The sequence below is a fragment of the Neptunomonas sp. CHC150 genome, assembly GCF_030397555.1.
In the GTDB taxonomy this organism is placed as follows: domain Bacteria; phylum Pseudomonadota; class Gammaproteobacteria; order Pseudomonadales; family Balneatricaceae; genus Neptunomonas; species Neptunomonas phycophila.
Window position 1 is genome coordinate 1 of record NZ_JAPNXU010000005.1, and the last position, 14,651, is coordinate 14,651.

The following is a 14,651-nucleotide window of genomic DNA, read 5'->3' on the forward strand; positions in this document are numbered from 1 at the left end:
AACCGCTAATTGTTAAATTAGCCTAAAAAAGGGATAAAAAAGGCCAAAAAATAAAGGCGCCCATAAAAGGCGCCTTTATTAAGAAGCTAGCGAGCCCGAAAATGATCAAATAGTAAACAACTGGTGCTTCTTCTTACCAAGCTTTACTAAGAAGTACTTATTAAAGCGCGCCTTCTCAGCAGCAAACACATCAGCAGACTTGGCAATTGCATCTAACCCTTGCGCTTCGCCATTAACAATCACGGCATTTCGTTGTAGCGCGTCTTTTACTTGCTTGCCTGTTCCCATATCTGCTTCTGAGAGTAATTGCGTTAAAGGCAGATCGGCCAGATTGTTTAAATCAAGCGAAGTTGTCGGCAGGCCATCTTGGCTAAGCTGCTCATAATCTGATTCACTTAGCTGATCCGCATTACCAGAGAACAATGCTTCTGTAATACGCTGAGCCGCTTCTAAACCAGCCTCACCATGAACTAACTTTGTAACCTCACGAGCCAACACGCCCTGAGCTTCAGGACGACCTTGACGCACTTTATCGGCTTCTTCTAATTGATTGATTTCTTCTACCGATAAGAAAGTGAAGTACTTAAGGAAACGATATACATCAGCATCAGCGGTTTGTAACCAGAATTGGTAAAATGCGTAAGGCGATGTTTTATTTGCAGATAGCCAAATAGTACCTGATTCAGTTTTACCAAACTTAGTCCCATCAGACTTCGTAATAAGCGGTAACGTTAAACCAAACGCTTTATTACCATTCATACGGCGCGTTAATTCAGTACCACCTGTGATATTACCCCATTGATCAGATCCGCCTATCTGTAAAGTACATCCGTGCGATTTGTTCAACTGCTGATAATCATAAGATTGCAGAATCATGTATGTAAACTCAGTGAAAGAGATACCATCTCCTTCCCTATCAATACGCTGCTTTACAGACTCTTTTGCAACCATTTGGTTAACCGAAAAGTGCTTACCGACATCCCGCAAGAAAGTCAGCACATCCAAATTACGCGTCCAGTCAAGATTATTCACTACTTCAGCGCTGTTGCTACCGCAATCGAAATCAACGAAAGCGCTAACCTGAGCTTTAAGTTTTTCAACCCAAGTCGAGACCGTCTCATCATCATTCAATTTGCGCTCTTGTGCTTTAAAGCTAGGATCACCAATTAGACCGGTTGCCCCTCCAACAAGCGCAAGAGGTTTGTGACCGTAAGATTGAAATCGCTTGAGCGCCAACAAAGGTACAAGACTACCAATGTGCAAGCTATCTGCTGTAGGGTCAAAGCCACAATAAAGTGTGACACTGCCATCATTAAGGTGCGCTACCAGCTCTTCTTCGCTGGTCATCTGCGCGACAAGACCACGCGCTTTCAAATCCTCTAACAGTGTCAACTCACTCATTTTCAAAAAACCCTTTAAAAAACCAAATTAAACGAGGCAGCATTCTACCTACAGGTGATGTTTTGAACAAATATCTCTGAAACACATCAACAAAATGGCTTAAAAGCCGCTACACCTTTATAAACTGATGTATATTTCTGCTCAAAAGGGCGTTAGCCCTCTATTGCTTGTTATTGGTAAGTTATATGTTGCTACACTTTCAAACTCTAAAAAACAACTTCCCCCCTGTCCATTTGGCTGCAGCTAGCATATGCGGACTGATTTTAGGTATTACATTGCTTTTGCTTCCTTCAGAAAATGTCTCAGCGACACGGGAATTAAGAGATCACAAAAGCACACCGGAGCGAACTTCCAACTCTTTAGCTCTACAGTTTTCTAATGCCCATACACAAGAAAACACACCGGCATCTTTAAACGCTCCTGAGCAAGGGTCGAATACCGATCAAACACCAGATAACTGGGTCATATACAGCGTTCAAAAAGATGATAATTTAACATCCTTATTTAGACGCGCTGGGCTTAGCGCTCAAGATGTTCATTACGTTAGCCAGGCCACCAGTAAAGGCAAAGAACTCAGCCGCTTATACCCAGGCGAAAAATTGGCCTTTCAAGTGGCCAATGGCCGTTTAAACAAAATTAAGTATCAAGTAAACGCGTTAAAAACTATCGTCATAGAGTCTCTAAACCCCGGGGCACCCCATCAGTATCAGGTAAGAACAATCGAGCGCACCCCTGAAACGCGAGAACGGTTCACAGAAGTCAGTATTCATAACTCTTTATTTTCAGATGCAGCATCCGCAGGGCTTTCCGACAACATGATCATGCGCTTTGCCTCTATATTTAGCTGGGATATCGACTTCTCCCAAGATATTCACAATGGAGACAGTGTTCGTATTATCTACAATGAACAGTTTTTAGATGGCAAAAAAATTAGGGATGGAAACATAGTGGCCGCCCAATTTATCAGCCAAGGAAAAACCTATACCGCCGTCAGATATACTGACTCAGATGGACGCACTCGTTATTACACTCCTGAAGGTCATAGCATGCGCAAAGCCTTTTTGAGGATGCCTGTGGACTTTGCTCGCATTAGCTCTCGATTCAACCTATCGCGTAAACACCCTGTACTCAACAAAATTAGAGCACATAAAGGGGTCGACTATGCAGCCAAAACAGGAACCCCTATCAAAGCTTCGGGTGATGGGAAAGTCATTTGGCTTGGTACTAAGGGGGGATATGGACGAACTATTATTATTGAACATGGTGGCAAAATCCAAACCTTGTATGCCCACATGTCAAAGTACAATACTCAGCTTAAAAAAGGCAGCCGTGTTAAACAAGGCCAAACCATCGGATACATAGGCAGCTCCGGCTTAGCTACTGGGCCTCATTTACATTATGAGTTCAGAGTAGACGGCACGCACAAGAACCCAATGACCGTTAAATTCCCTCAAGCGGAGCCCGTGGCCAGTAAAGAACGGTTAGCATTTCGGCAAATTGCCAACCAGATGATGGCACAATTGGAAACATACTCTGTCCGCTACGCGAGCGCTCAATAATGCAAAGAACAGACAACACTCACCCTATTTATATAGGGATCATGTCCGGTACTAGCTTAGATGGACTAGATATTGCAGCCATTTCTATTAATCCCTCTAACAATCGCACTCGCTTTATTGCCGCGCAGGGATTCGAGTTACCCAGCCTATTACGCAGCAATATCTTATCGCTCACCCAGGCAGGTAATAATGAGATCGAAAAGCTCGGACGCTTAGATGTCGCTTTAGGTCACTTATTTGCAGACTCAGTGAATAACTTTATAGCGGAACACAGCCTTCCACGCGCATTGATTCACGGAATTGGCTCACACGGCCAAACAATCCGGCACCGCCCAGAAGCAGGCTTTACTCTACAGATAGGCGATGCAAACATTATTGCCGAAAAAACAGCAGTGACTACAGTTGCTGATTTCCGTCGAAGGGATATGGCATGCGAAGGTCAAGGCGCTCCGTTAGTGCCTGCATTTCATGATGATATATTTCGAGAAACAGGCAAAGATCGCGTCATCATTAACATCGGTGGCATGTCGAATATTACTATTCTATCTGAATCCAAACTTCCTAAACTGCTTGGCTTTGATACAGGGCCTGGCAACGTATTATTGGATGCATGGATTCAAAAAAACAAAGGGGTTGAGTACGACAAAGACGGACAATGGGCAGCATCAGGAACCTGCCAGCCCAACTTACTCAACGCCATGATGGGATGCGAGTTCTTTCATACAGCTCCACCCAAAAGCACTGGTCGAGAAGATTTCAATATTGAGTGGCTGGATCACATCTTAACAAGATATAACCATGTAAATGACGCAGATGTCCAAGCCACATTGCTCGAACTCACCGCACTAACAATAACAAAAGAAGTAGAACGCATAGCCCTGACAACACCTGAGCTATATGTTTGCGGCGGTGGTGCTCGCAATCAAACGCTCATGCAACGGTTACAAGCGTTAAACCCTGATTCCGAATTAGCGACCACCCATACCTTAGGGCTGCACCCTGATTGGGTAGAAGCCTCTGCTTTTGCATGGTTAGCATATCGCACATTAACCAACCAAAGCGGTAATAGCCCAGCAGTAACAGGAGCAAAAAAGAGTACGATCTTAGGCGCGATTTATCCTGCCTAATGGGACGATAAAAAATTAGCCGTCATAAAAAAGGCCTTCGTTGAAGGCCTTAAAAACTTAGATGGAGAAAGAGGAACCACAACCACAGGTTGTCGTAGCGTTCGGGTTTTTGACCGTAAACTGCGAGCCATGTAACCCTTCGCTGTAGTCGACCTCCGAGCCTTGTAGATATTGAAAGCTCATGGGATCAACAACCATGGTGACACCATGATTTTGAATTTGTGTATCGTCTTCTGCCACGGCTTCATCAAAAGTAAATCCATAAGAGAAACCTGCGCAGCCGCCACCAGTGATGTACACGCGCAGCTTTAGGCTATCATTTTGTTCCTCTTCGATGAGACTTTTTACTTTATTTGCCGCAGCATCAGTAAAGACCATTGTTGTTTCGTAATTTACTGACTCTGTCATAGTACTCTCGGAACGGTTGGTGCACGATAAAGTGCGGGTTAATCTACGCCTATTGTCAATTAACCCAGCAATTTAGTCAAGTATCAAGGCATCATACCTAAGGCTTTCAGACCAGAGCTTTCATCCAACCCAAACATAATGTTCATGTTTTGAATTGCCTGTCCGGCGGCACCTTTGACCAAGTTATCAATAACAGATAGCACAACAACAGTGTCATCGTTCTGCGGGCGGAAAATACTTATCCGGCATGTATTAGCCCCCTTAACACTGCGTGTTTCAGGATGACTGCCCGCAGGCATCACGTCGACAAATGGCTCGTCCTTGTAGCGCGCTTCATATAGCTCCTGTAAACCATCCTTAGGGTCTTTAAGCGTTGCATAAAGGGTTGCGTGTATTCCGCGGATCATAGGCGTGAGATGCGGAACAAATGTCAAACCCACAGGGCGATCTGCCGCCAGCGCCAACCCCTGACGTATTTCTGGCAGATGACGATGTCCAGGCACACCGTAAGCTTTCATGCTTTCGTTTGTTTCGCACATCAAAGCGCCAACACTCGCACCACGGCCAGCACCACTGACACCGGACTTACAATCTGCGATCAAGCGACGGTGGTCCACCAGCTTATTTTCCAACAAGGGTATAAAGCCCAATTGTGCAGCCGTTGGATAACAACCAGGGCAAGCAATAAGCTGGGCATTCTTTATTTGGTCGCGGTTAACTTCAGGCAGCCCATAGACAGCCATTTCAACAAGATCCGGACAAGTGTGGTCAAGTTTGTACCACGTAGACCATAGCTCCACATCTTTGATACGGAAATCTGCACCTAAGTCGATAATACGTACACCGCGCTTAATTAAGTCGGGAGCCATACCCATTGCTACGCCGTGCGGTGTAGCAAAAAATACAACGTCGCAAGCCGCCAACGTATCGACATCAGGAACAGAGAATGCCAAATCATAATGTCCGCGTAGGTTGGGAAACATATCTGCCACTCGCATTCCTTCCTCCGAGCGGGATGTTATGACGCTAACCTCAACTTCAGGATGATTCGCGAGTAACCGTAAAAGCTCGACTCCGGTATAACCCGTGCCGCCCACAATACCTACCTTAATCACAATAACCTCTCATCGGCATCGAAAAACTGTTATTTTATAATACCGCTATGCACGCCTAAACACTATTGGATGAGTTAAAAACAGGATGCGAAAAATCCGCGAGCTTTTGCAGAACTTTCGGGATCGACTAGCACATTACGACGCCCTACCTCAGTTAGTCGTTCTTGGATTGCTTTCGGGCATCTTAACAGGCTTTCTCATGGTCTTATTTCGTTTAGCTATTGAGCTGCCCCTAACATACTGGCTAGGACACCCAGACAGCTTCGAAAGCTTACCCCAAAGCCAACTCTTCTGGTGGCCCTTAACCGGCAGCTTGATTCTTATTGGTATTTATTTCCGCTGGCCAGCATTAGCACGACAAACAGGCATGGTTAATATGTTTGAACGCCTTGCCTACCATCAGGGCACCATCCCCGGTCGCAGCTTGATTATGCAGTTTTTTACAGCGACCACCGCGCTAGTAAGTGGCCACTCAGTAGGGCGTGAAGGCCCTGCTATTTTTTTAGGTGCCGCCTGCAGCAGCTTACTCGGGCAGCGCATGCGCTTGCCAAACAACTCCATTCGCTTACTAATTGGCTGCGGAACAGCAGCCGCTATTTCCGCCGCCTTCAACACACCATTAGCTGGTGTCATATTCGCCATGGAGGTAGTACTTTTAGAGTACACACTTATTGGGTTTACGCCCGTTATCGTTGCTGCGGTCGCCGCCGATTTAGTCATGCGCAGTACATTAGGGTACGAGAATGCCTTTCAAGTGCCCTCATTTGAGATAGGGACCTTAGCCGAAGTCCCTTGGATTATCGCGTTGGGGGTTACCGTAGGCTTGTGCAGCGCATTCTTTAATCGCCTAATGATTAAAACCATTGCATTCACACAGTGGCCAGTCGCTAGCCGTTTCTTACTAGCTGGCGTACTTACGGGTATCGTAGCGACCTTTTATCCACAAGTAATGGGCGTGGGCTACGATACTATTTCTGAGAGTTTTCAAGGCAATATAGAGTTCACACTATTATTCGGACTGTTAATTGCCAAGCTTATCCTAACCCCTATTATTCTAGGGCTTGGGATTCCAGCAGGTTTGATAGGCCCAACACTGTTCATCGGTGCTTTAATCGGCTCGATTTTTGGTGAGGTTGGCTCTTGGTTTACCGATGCCTCAATGTCACATATTGGTCTATATGCCATGCTGGGTATGGGAGCCATGATGGGAGCCGTTTTGAATGCTCCACTTGCTGCACTTGTGGCGTTACTGGAATTAACCGGCAACCCAAACATTATATTCCCCGGCATGATTACCATCGTTATTAGCAACCTAACCGTTCGCTTCTTGTTTCATATGCCATCTATTTTTATCTCATCCCTGCAAGCACAAGGGTTAGATTACAGCCAAGAGCCCCTTGCTCAGGTACTCTCACGTGCTGCCGTCGCAAGCTTAATGGATAGAGAGTTTATTGCGACAGAACCTAAAACGCTGCCGGAAACCGCACAGCAAGTGCTAGCACTCAAACCGCGTTGGCTTTTACTACAAAACCCCAATGAGAAAGCCTTATCGGTGATGCTACCTAAAAACCTATCTGAATACTTAAGCCGAGAAGCACCGACTGAGGCCATTAATCTGCTTGAAATCCCAGCTGAGCGGTTCGATATCATAGAAGTGAGTTATCGCGCCACACTCTACGAAGCACTGAAAAAAATGGATGAGCTGCGCATCAATGTCGTATGCGTTATTAGCAACCAAGGGGACATTATGGGTATGTTAACGCGTTCAAAAATCGAATATTACTACACACACAAACAGGCCCTATGAAAGCATCGACGACAAAAAAAAATCGACTCAAAGGTTTATATGCGATCACCGACAGCATACTCATGCCTGATGATGAGCAACTCATCGCTCAGACTGAACTCGCTATTCTCGGAGGCGCTCGCATCATTCAATACCGAGATAAAACGACTGACCAAACCAAACGATTGCGCCAAGCGGCCAAGTTAGCCGAACTGTGTCATCAACATGGGGTACTACTTCTGATTAACGATGATATGTCACTCGCACAGGCAAGCGGCGCTGACGGTGTTCACCTAGGTCAAGCGGATGGCGCTGTACCTCAAGCTCGTCAGTTACTCGGAGAAAGTGCCATTATTGGCGTTACCTGCCATGATCAATTGTCTCTAGCCGAACAAGCACTTCACGAGGGCGCTGATTATATCGCCTTTGGCGCTTTCTTTAGGTCAAAAACAAAACCCCATGCATCCCCAGCCCCACTATCCTTATTGAGTGATGCAAAACAACAATTCGATTGCCCTATAGTGGCGATTGGAGGAATAACGGTGGATAATGCTCATCAAACTATTGCGCACGGGGCAAATATGATTGCCGTGATACATGCATTGTTTACAGCCCCGAATGTTAAACAGCAAGCTCAACTATTTACTGCGCTATTTGCCGCTAATTCTTAACAAATAAGGTATTTTATGTCTCGCTCTGATGATCTTTTTCAAGCAGCTCAGCAACACATCCCAGGCGGTGTAAACTCACCAGTACGCGCATTTAAAGGCGTAGGAGGCACACCTGTCTTCTTTAAAAAGGGTGAAGGAGCTTACCTATTTGACGAAGATGACCAACGTTACATTGATTACGTTGGCTCATGGGGACCTATGATTTTAGGCCATGCTAACCCGGTCGTACTAGACGCCGTTCGTTCCGTGCTAGATAACGGTTTAGGCTTTGGAGCACCCACCGCACTTGAAACAGAGATGGCCAACAAAGTTTGCGAACTCATGCCCTCCATAGAATTAGTACGCATGGTGAGTTCAGGAACAGAAGCCACGATGAGCGCAATTCGGCTGGCTCGCGGTTATACCGGACGCGATAAAATTGTAAAGTTTGAAGGCTGCTATCATGGCCATTCAGACTCATTGCTTGTTAAAGCAGGCTCTGGCGCTCTTACGCTAGGAGAACCGAACTCTCCCGGAGTTCCTGCATCGCTTGCAGAACACACGATCACGCTTCAATTCAACGACTTAGGCAATGTAAGAGAAGCTTTTGCAGAAATTGGTGATGAAGTCGCCTGTATTATCGTAGAGCCCGTTGCAGGTAACATGAACTGCATCCCACCGCAGCCAGGTTTTTTAGAAGGCTTGCGTGAAGTCTGCGACCAATACGGGACAGTATTAATTTTTGATGAAGTCATGACAGGGTTTCGTGTCGCACTGGGCGGCGCTCAGGACTACTTCAACATCAAACCAGACCTAACTACTCTAGGTAAAGTAATCGGAGGAGGTCTACCTGTAGGCGCCTTTGGCGGGAAACGCGAGATTATGGAGCATATTGCACCTCTTGGCCCGGTTTACCAAGCGGGCACTCTGTCGGGCAACCCGCTTTCAATGAGCGCAGGTTTAGCCATGCTCAATGCGTTATCAAGCGATACAACGATCCATGAACAATTAGATGCCAAAACGGAATTGCTAACTCAAGGACTTGAAGCCAAAGCTTTAAAACATGGCGTACCTTTTACCACGAGTATGGTTGGCGGTATGTTTGGCCTATTCTTTACCGACCAAGAAAAGGTGACTAGCTTTGCCGAGTCCACGGCCTGCGATGCGGCTAAATTTGCTGCATTTTTCCAAGGGATGCTGAAAGAAGGCGTGTATTTAGCGCCTTCAGCGTATGAAGCTGGTTTTATGTCAGCAGCTATATCCGAAGCCGATATTGATTTCACGCTAGAAGCGGCTGATAAGGTCTTTGCCACTCTCGTATGATGCTGACTATCTCTTATTTGGTACTCATTGCAGGCTGCGCTATTTGCGCAGCCTTACTGTTTCGCCAACCTGAAAAACTATCTAACGCCAACAAAACACGGGCGCTTTTGGTCACAGTGAGTGCTGGTTTTATAGCCATCGCGGGTGTTACTTCCCTCATTGTTTCACCTGATAACCAAGATAGCGAAACCATGCTCAGGTTATTTAATAACCTAAAAAACTTCATTGGGCTTCCGCTTATCGCCAGTATTTTACTGGCCTTTAGCTTGGGTAAAGCTTTTTCGCGCGCAACATGGGGTCGTTGGGTATTGGTTTTATTTGCCTTATTCGAACTGCTTCGACGCAGTGGCGCCGGAGACACTTATGCCATCGCGCTCGAAGTAGTGACCAGCATAGCTTTATGTCTCAGTTTTGTATTTGGTAAACAAACTTTGCTAAAACGTGATAAAGCCTCGATACGCTTACCGGGCATTTTGGGAGCCATTTTCATTGGTTCATCGATTTGCTTACTGGGACCTCACGCTATCGACCCCTACGCTCAGTCTAGTGACTGGCATAACATAAGCTTAGGTATAGGGCTTGCTTTACTGGGACTTGCCGCAGGGCGTTGGATCAATAGCAACCAACAGCTCCCCCCTACTTCACCTAGTTATAAAAACACAAAGTAGTTAAATGAGCAGAAAAAAACCGCCGAACGCAAAAACGTACGGCGGTTTTCATGTCAGCAAACGGCTTAGTAACGTTGGGCAATACCAGCCGCTTTATCAGCCCCTTCAACATCACCTGAATCATTACGAATTGAAGCAATCAACGTCCATAAGCGGCGCAGCTGTGTATTTTGACCTTGCGCTATCGCCACGCCTTTTAGGGCAACCTGCTCAGCCTGCAAAAATTCACCTAAGCGACGATGCGTATCAGCAAGTGAGTAATAGACCTCTGGGTCCCTAGGCGCTATGCGTTGTGCACGTTGCAAACTGGTTTGCGCCGCTCGCAAATTACCACCGTTCGTTTGCTGTTTAGCTGAATCTAACAGCGCAATAATAGCCGGGTTTTGCTGCACCTCCACGGACGATGGCGCAACGGGCACACTAGGTGCCACCTCTATAGACTCATCCCTTTGAGAGCGAACCACCTGAATAGGTGAGACAGGAGTGACCGTAACGCCGATTGAAGGATCTGCGGCGGTTACAACACTGGGGTTCTCATCGGGTACTGCTACTGTAGATCTATCTTCGATGGGCGTTTTATAAATCCCTGGAGACGAACAGCCCGCCAAGGTTAACAAAAGGCCTACTGCCAAACATTTTTTCGTATGTATCTTCATTGTTATCCCTGCCTAAACCAACGCTTGAACCAGTCTACCGGCTCATTCTTGGGGGTATTCTGCAGGGGTTCTACGCCACAATCAACCCGGTATTCAGGGCGAGTCCCTTTTATGAAGGGCACCTGAATAGCACCCTCACACCGCTCATCAGATAAGTAACCAGTGGCCTTATCAACCCACAAATATTCAACCCCTTCCGGTGCCGGAGCAACAAAAGGCTCTGGCCGCTCTGCCTTCATATAAGCGGTCCAAGCTCTCAATGCTCCGCCCGAGCCGGTAAAAGGCAACGGTTCGTTGTCATCACGTCCAACCCATACAACAGCCAACCGGTTACCAGTAAAGCCAGCAAACCAACTGTCTCGCTGATCATTCGAGGTACCTGTTTTCCCCAGTACGTTCGTATTAGAGGGCAACTGGCTATACACATAACGCGCGGTTCCTTCACGCGCTACTTCTTGCATAGCGTATTGAAGCAAGTGGATTTCATCACCCGGAATTGTTTGCTTAACCTGATAAGGGTAACGCGACAACTCAACCCCGTCTTTATCGGTGACCATACGTATTCCACGCAGTGGCATCTGGAAGCCGTTAGTCGCTATCGTTTGGTAGTACTCAGCCACTTCAATGGGTGGTAAGCCCTGGGCACCTAAAAGCAAAGATGGGAAAGCATCAAGATGGCGAGTGACACCTAACTTATGCAAGGTATCGATAACTTTATCCACACCCACATCCAAACCAATTTTAACGGTGGATAAGTTATAAGAATTCGCTAACGCCTTGTGCATCGGTATCACGCCATGTGTTTTCTTATCAAAGTTCTGAGGCGACCAAACAGAGCCATTTGGCATTTTCAAGTTGATCGCTTCGTCTTCTACAGGCGTTACCAGTGAGTAACCGTTTCTTAGTGCTGTTAAATAGACCGAAGGCTTTATTAATGAGCCAATAGGTCTAACCGAGTCGAGCGCGCGATTAAACCCTTGGAAACGTGTGCTACGCCCACCGACGATAGCCAAGACCTCGCCGGTTTGAGGATCTGTTACAACGGCACTCGTTTCAAGCTTATCAACGCGCTTACCGTACTTTTTCTCCAGCATTGCTAAAGTATCAGTTAGGCCTATTTCTAATTTAGCTTGTGTAATAGGGTTTAAGCTAGAAAACACACGTAGGCCTTCTGAACTCAAATCTTCTTCGTGATAGTTTTCTCGAAGCTGGCGTTTTACAAAATCCAGATAAGCCGGATAAGCCCCCTTTAGTAAACTCTTTTCTTTAACAACACCCAGCGGCATAGCTACCGCCGCTTGGAACTCATCTTCAGTAATCTTCCCTTGGTTACGAAGCTCCGAAAGAACTAGGTTGCGGCGACCTAAAGCACGCTCCGGGTGCCGACGAGGGTCGTAAAAAGATGGCCCTTTCACCAAACCCGCTAGCAACGCAACTTGGTGCAATTGAAGCTCTTTAATAGGCTGAGAAAAATAGTATTCAGACCCTAAACCAAAGCCGTGAATCGCTCTGGAACCTGCTTGCCCAAGATACACTTCGTTAAGATAAGCTTGAAGTATTTCATCTTTACTGTAATGAAAATCCAATAACACGGCCATAGGGATTTCCATTAGCTTACGTGCCAATGTGCGATCAGATGTTAGGTAAAAGTTTTTAATCAACTGCTGCGTTAACGTACTACCGCCTTGAACGAAGCGGCCTGCTTTTATGTTAACCCACATCGCCCTCATGATACCCCGAGGCGAGATACCAAAATGATCGTAATATCCTTTATCCTCAATAGCGATCAGTGATTCGGCTAAAAAAGGCGGGGCATCTTCTAGACGAATAAGATCCCTATCTTCATTGTTTTGAGGATAAACACCGCCAACTAAAATTGGCTCCAAACGCGCCAAGTTAACGTTGTTGCCAGCGCCATCTCTAATACGCGAAACGCTATTGCCCGAAAAGTCGATCAATAGTTCCTGAGAAGGCTCCTCACCATCAGGAAAACGAAAGCCTCGCGTGTGCAACCGAACTCGGCTACTGCCAAACTCAGCTTGTCCGGGATGGCTTACCTTTTTAACCGGCTGATAACCTAGCCCCGACAATTCTATCTTCAAATCATCGAGTGAAAGCGGCAGCCCTGGGTACATTTCTAACGGCCGAGCAAACACTTTGGCAGGCAGCGCCCAGCGCTTACCTTCAAATTGTTGTCTAATTTGAGCATCGAGGTAAATCATCCCGATGCCACCAACCACAATCATCAAAAGGAGAATTTTTAAAAAGATTCCACGAATTACACGCCATATCCCTACTTTTTTCTTCGCTTTTCCTGCTTTCCTTGTTGAGGTCTTTTTGGCAGGTGTTCTCTTTTTACTCATCTGACCCGTATAATTCCTGTACTTATCTATCAAAGTTGAAGGTGTCATGCTGAACGTCTTACTCAAAGCCTTAGAAGACCCCGAAAACTACCCTCACCCGGTAGACGCTCCCATTCGGGTGATTGAAACACAAATATCGTGGTTATTCTTAACCGGCGAATATGCATACAAACTGAAAAAGCCCGTAAATTTTGGCTTTTTAGATTTTACCACTTTAAAGCAGCGCCAGTACTACTGCGAAGAGGAGCTAAGGCTCAACCAGCGTTTGGCGCCGGACATCTATGATACCTTAATCGGCTTCACCGGTTCGCCTGAAAAACCTTTTTTACAAGAAGCCTCTCAACTAACTGATGGACAAGCTTTCGAATATGCCATTCGAATGAATCAGTTTAATCCAGAATTACGGCTTGATCTCATCTTGAACCGTGACCGATTTGAGCCCGCTTGGATTGATATGCTGTCAGACCAAGTAGCACACTTTCATAACCGCATTCCACGTGTAGCTCAAGACAGCCCTTGGGGTAGCACCGAAACATTATGGGGTTTGGTGTCTGATAACTATCGCGATATCAATAAAGAATTACTCGAACCCGCTGACGTGCAGTTGTTGCAGCAACTTTCCCAACGAGCCGCACAGCAGTTTCGCAAGCTCATGCCCCGTCTTGAGCGCCGCAAGCTAGACGGCCATATCCGCGAATGTCATGGCGATTTACACTTGGGCAACATCACCCTTTACCATGGCCAACTTCGCTTATTCGATTGCATTGAGTTCAATTTGCAATTCCGATGGATAGACACCATTTCTGACCTTGCGTTCCTCCTAATGGACCTAGAAGCGAAAGGCCAATACCGCTGGGCAAGTCGCTGTTTGAATAACTACCTAGAGATTACTGGTGATTATGAAGGCATCACCATTCTAAATTTTTATAAAGCTTTCCGCTCGATGGTCAGGGCTAAAGTTGCGTTACTAGGTGAATACCCAGACCCGCTAGCCTGTCGTCGATACTTGCAATTAACGCAAAGCTACACCCACCAATCACAACCGACGCTTTATTTGATGCACGGTGTTTCAGGGAGCGGTAAAAGCTATTTAAGCAGTCAGCTTATGGAGCGTACCGACTGTATACGCTTGCGCTCTGACGTTGAGCGTAAGCGCCTGTATAGAGAGCTAAGCCGCCGCGGTGAGCGTTTAGAACTGTACGGCCAAGAAATGAACGCACGCACATTCCAGCATTTACTCAACCTAACTGATGCGCTGATCGATAGCGGCTATTCAGTCATAGTCGACGCTACATTTATCCGCAAGCGCACTCGACAAAGCTTTATTAAGCTAGCAGAGAAAAGGAACACCCCGGTGCGCATTTTACGGTGTGAGTGCGAGCAAAAGCTCATAGAGGCGAGGCTAAAACGACGAAAAGAACAAGGCGATGATCCCTCTGATGCAGATGTTGCGGTTATGCATGAGCAACTTAAACATTTTCATAAACTTAGCGAAGATGAAAAACGCATCACAGTCACCACCAACACCGATGACGATGATGCGATCAATCAATTGGTGAGCCAACTGATCGCCCAAGGGCTTATCGACCCTTAAT

The 14,651-nt window shown here is 46.4% G+C and carries 12 protein-coding genes; 7 read left to right on the forward strand and 5 right to left on the reverse strand.

The genetic code is table 11. The features are described from left to right. Nucleotides 1-105: 105 nt before the first annotated feature. The gene (gene tyrS, locus OW491_RS04450; protein WP_290034838.1) at nt 106-1,401 is read right to left on the reverse strand and encodes a tyrosine--tRNA ligase; all 1,296 of its coding nucleotides are present in this window, start codon (nt 1,399-1,401) and stop codon (nt 106-108) included. A 185-nt stretch (nt 1,402-1,586) separates the two neighbouring features. On the opposite strand from tyrS, the gene OW491_RS04455 reads away from it, so the two are divergent. Together OW491_RS04455 and OW491_RS04460 are read left to right on the forward strand one after the other, a co-directional pair. After that, entirely contained in the window at nt 1,587-2,960 is a 1,374-nt protein-coding gene (locus OW491_RS04455; protein WP_290034840.1) for a peptidoglycan DD-metalloendopeptidase family protein, read from the forward strand. Continuing rightward, on the forward strand, nt 2,960-4,087 hold the full coding sequence (locus tag OW491_RS04460) for an anhydro-N-acetylmuramic acid kinase (RefSeq protein WP_290034842.1): 1,128 nt from the start codon (nt 2,960-2,962) through the stop codon (nt 4,085-4,087). The genes OW491_RS04455 and OW491_RS04460 overlap by 1 nt, the downstream gene beginning before the upstream one ends. 57 nt (nt 4,088-4,144) lie before the next feature. On the opposite strand, the gene erpA is transcribed toward OW491_RS04460, so the two are convergent. Beyond that, complete coding sequence (gene erpA / locus OW491_RS04465; protein ID WP_075173045.1) at nt 4,145-4,495, reverse strand: iron-sulfur cluster insertion protein ErpA; 351 nt, start codon at nt 4,493-4,495, stop codon at nt 4,145-4,147. A gap of 83 nt (nt 4,496-4,578) precedes the next feature. Further along, the gene (argC, locus tag OW491_RS04470; protein WP_075179317.1) at nt 4,579-5,610 is read right to left on the reverse strand and encodes an N-acetyl-gamma-glutamyl-phosphate reductase; all 1,032 of its coding nucleotides are present in this window, start codon (nt 5,608-5,610) and stop codon (nt 4,579-4,581) included. A gap of 85 nt (nt 5,611-5,695) precedes the next feature. Between argC and OW491_RS04475 the strand changes: the two genes are divergently transcribed. Genes OW491_RS04475 through OW491_RS04490 form a run of 4 tightly spaced genes read left to right on the forward strand, consistent with a single transcriptional unit; the run spans nt 5,696 to nt 10,037 of the window. After that, the gene (locus OW491_RS04475) at nt 5,696-7,417 is read left to right on the forward strand and encodes a chloride channel protein (protein WP_290034843.1); all 1,722 of its coding nucleotides are present in this window, start codon (nt 5,696-5,698) and stop codon (nt 7,415-7,417) included. After that, a complete protein-coding gene (gene thiE, locus OW491_RS04480) occupies nt 7,414-8,067 on the forward strand; it encodes a thiamine phosphate synthase (protein ID WP_290034844.1) in 654 nt (217 codons plus the stop codon). The genes OW491_RS04475 and thiE overlap by 4 nt, the downstream gene beginning before the upstream one ends. 15 nt (nt 8,068-8,082) lie before the next feature. Beyond that, nucleotides 8,083-9,369: a glutamate-1-semialdehyde 2,1-aminomutase gene (gene hemL, locus OW491_RS04485; protein ID WP_075173049.1), complete on the forward strand. Its 1,287-nt coding sequence runs from the start codon at nt 8,083-8,085 to the stop codon at nt 9,367-9,369. Further along, nucleotides 9,366-10,037, forward strand: a complete 672-nt coding sequence (locus OW491_RS04490) for a hypothetical protein (RefSeq protein ID WP_290034845.1) — start codon at nt 9,366-9,368, stop codon at nt 10,035-10,037. The genes hemL and OW491_RS04490 overlap by 4 nt, the downstream gene beginning before the upstream one ends. A gap of 65 nt (nt 10,038-10,102) precedes the next feature. On the opposite strand, the gene OW491_RS04495 is transcribed toward OW491_RS04490, so the two are convergent. Together OW491_RS04495 and mrcB are read right to left on the reverse strand one after the other, a co-directional pair. Further along, nucleotides 10,103-10,693, reverse strand: coding sequence for a tetratricopeptide repeat protein (locus OW491_RS04495; protein ID WP_075173051.1), 591 nt, complete (start codon nt 10,691-10,693; stop codon nt 10,103-10,105). 2 nt (nt 10,694-10,695) lie between these two features. Then, nucleotides 10,696-13,056, reverse strand: coding sequence for a penicillin-binding protein 1B (mrcB, locus tag OW491_RS04500; RefSeq protein ID WP_277252254.1), 2,361 nt, complete (start codon nt 13,054-13,056; stop codon nt 10,696-10,698). 46 nt (nt 13,057-13,102) lie between these two features. On the opposite strand from mrcB, the gene OW491_RS04505 reads away from it, so the two are divergent. Continuing rightward, the gene (locus tag OW491_RS04505) at nt 13,103-14,650 is read left to right on the forward strand and encodes a bifunctional aminoglycoside phosphotransferase/ATP-binding protein (RefSeq protein ID WP_075173053.1); all 1,548 of its coding nucleotides are present in this window, start codon (nt 13,103-13,105) and stop codon (nt 14,648-14,650) included. The last annotated feature ends 1 nt before the right edge of the window (nt 14,651 follow it).

What these genes read in the sequence shown, in the direction of transcription:
- OW491_RS04475 (WP_290034843.1), top strand. Translation starts at nt 5,696, where the DNA reads ATGCGAAAAATCCGCGAGCTTTTGCAGAACTTTCGGGATCGACTAGCA.
- OW491_RS04460 (WP_290034842.1), top strand. Translation starts at nt 2,960, where the DNA reads ATGCAAAGAACAGACAACACTCACCCTATTTATATAGGGATCATGTCC.
- OW491_RS04490 (WP_290034845.1), top strand. Translation starts at nt 9,366, where the DNA reads ATGATGCTGACTATCTCTTATTTGGTACTCATTGCAGGCTGCGCTATT.
- thiE (WP_290034844.1), top strand. Translation starts at nt 7,414, where the DNA reads ATGAAAGCATCGACGACAAAAAAAAATCGACTCAAAGGTTTATATGCG.
- OW491_RS04455 (WP_290034840.1), top strand. Translation starts at nt 1,587, where the DNA reads ATGTTGCTACACTTTCAAACTCTAAAAAACAACTTCCCCCCTGTCCAT.
- OW491_RS04495 (WP_075173051.1), bottom strand. Translation starts at nt 10,693, where the DNA reads ATGAAGATACATACGAAAAAATGTTTGGCAGTAGGCCTTTTGTTAACC.
- tyrS (WP_290034838.1), bottom strand. Translation starts at nt 1,401, where the DNA reads ATGAGTGAGTTGACACTGTTAGAGGATTTGAAAGCGCGTGGTCTTGTC.
- erpA (WP_075173045.1), bottom strand. Translation starts at nt 4,495, where the DNA reads ATGACAGAGTCAGTAAATTACGAAACAACAATGGTCTTTACTGATGCT.
- mrcB (WP_277252254.1), bottom strand. Translation starts at nt 13,056, where the DNA reads ATGAGTAAAAAGAGAACACCTGCCAAAAAGACCTCAACAAGGAAAGCA.
- OW491_RS04505 (WP_075173053.1), top strand. Translation starts at nt 13,103, where the DNA reads ATGCTGAACGTCTTACTCAAAGCCTTAGAAGACCCCGAAAACTACCCT.
- hemL (WP_075173049.1), top strand. Translation starts at nt 8,083, where the DNA reads ATGTCTCGCTCTGATGATCTTTTTCAAGCAGCTCAGCAACACATCCCA.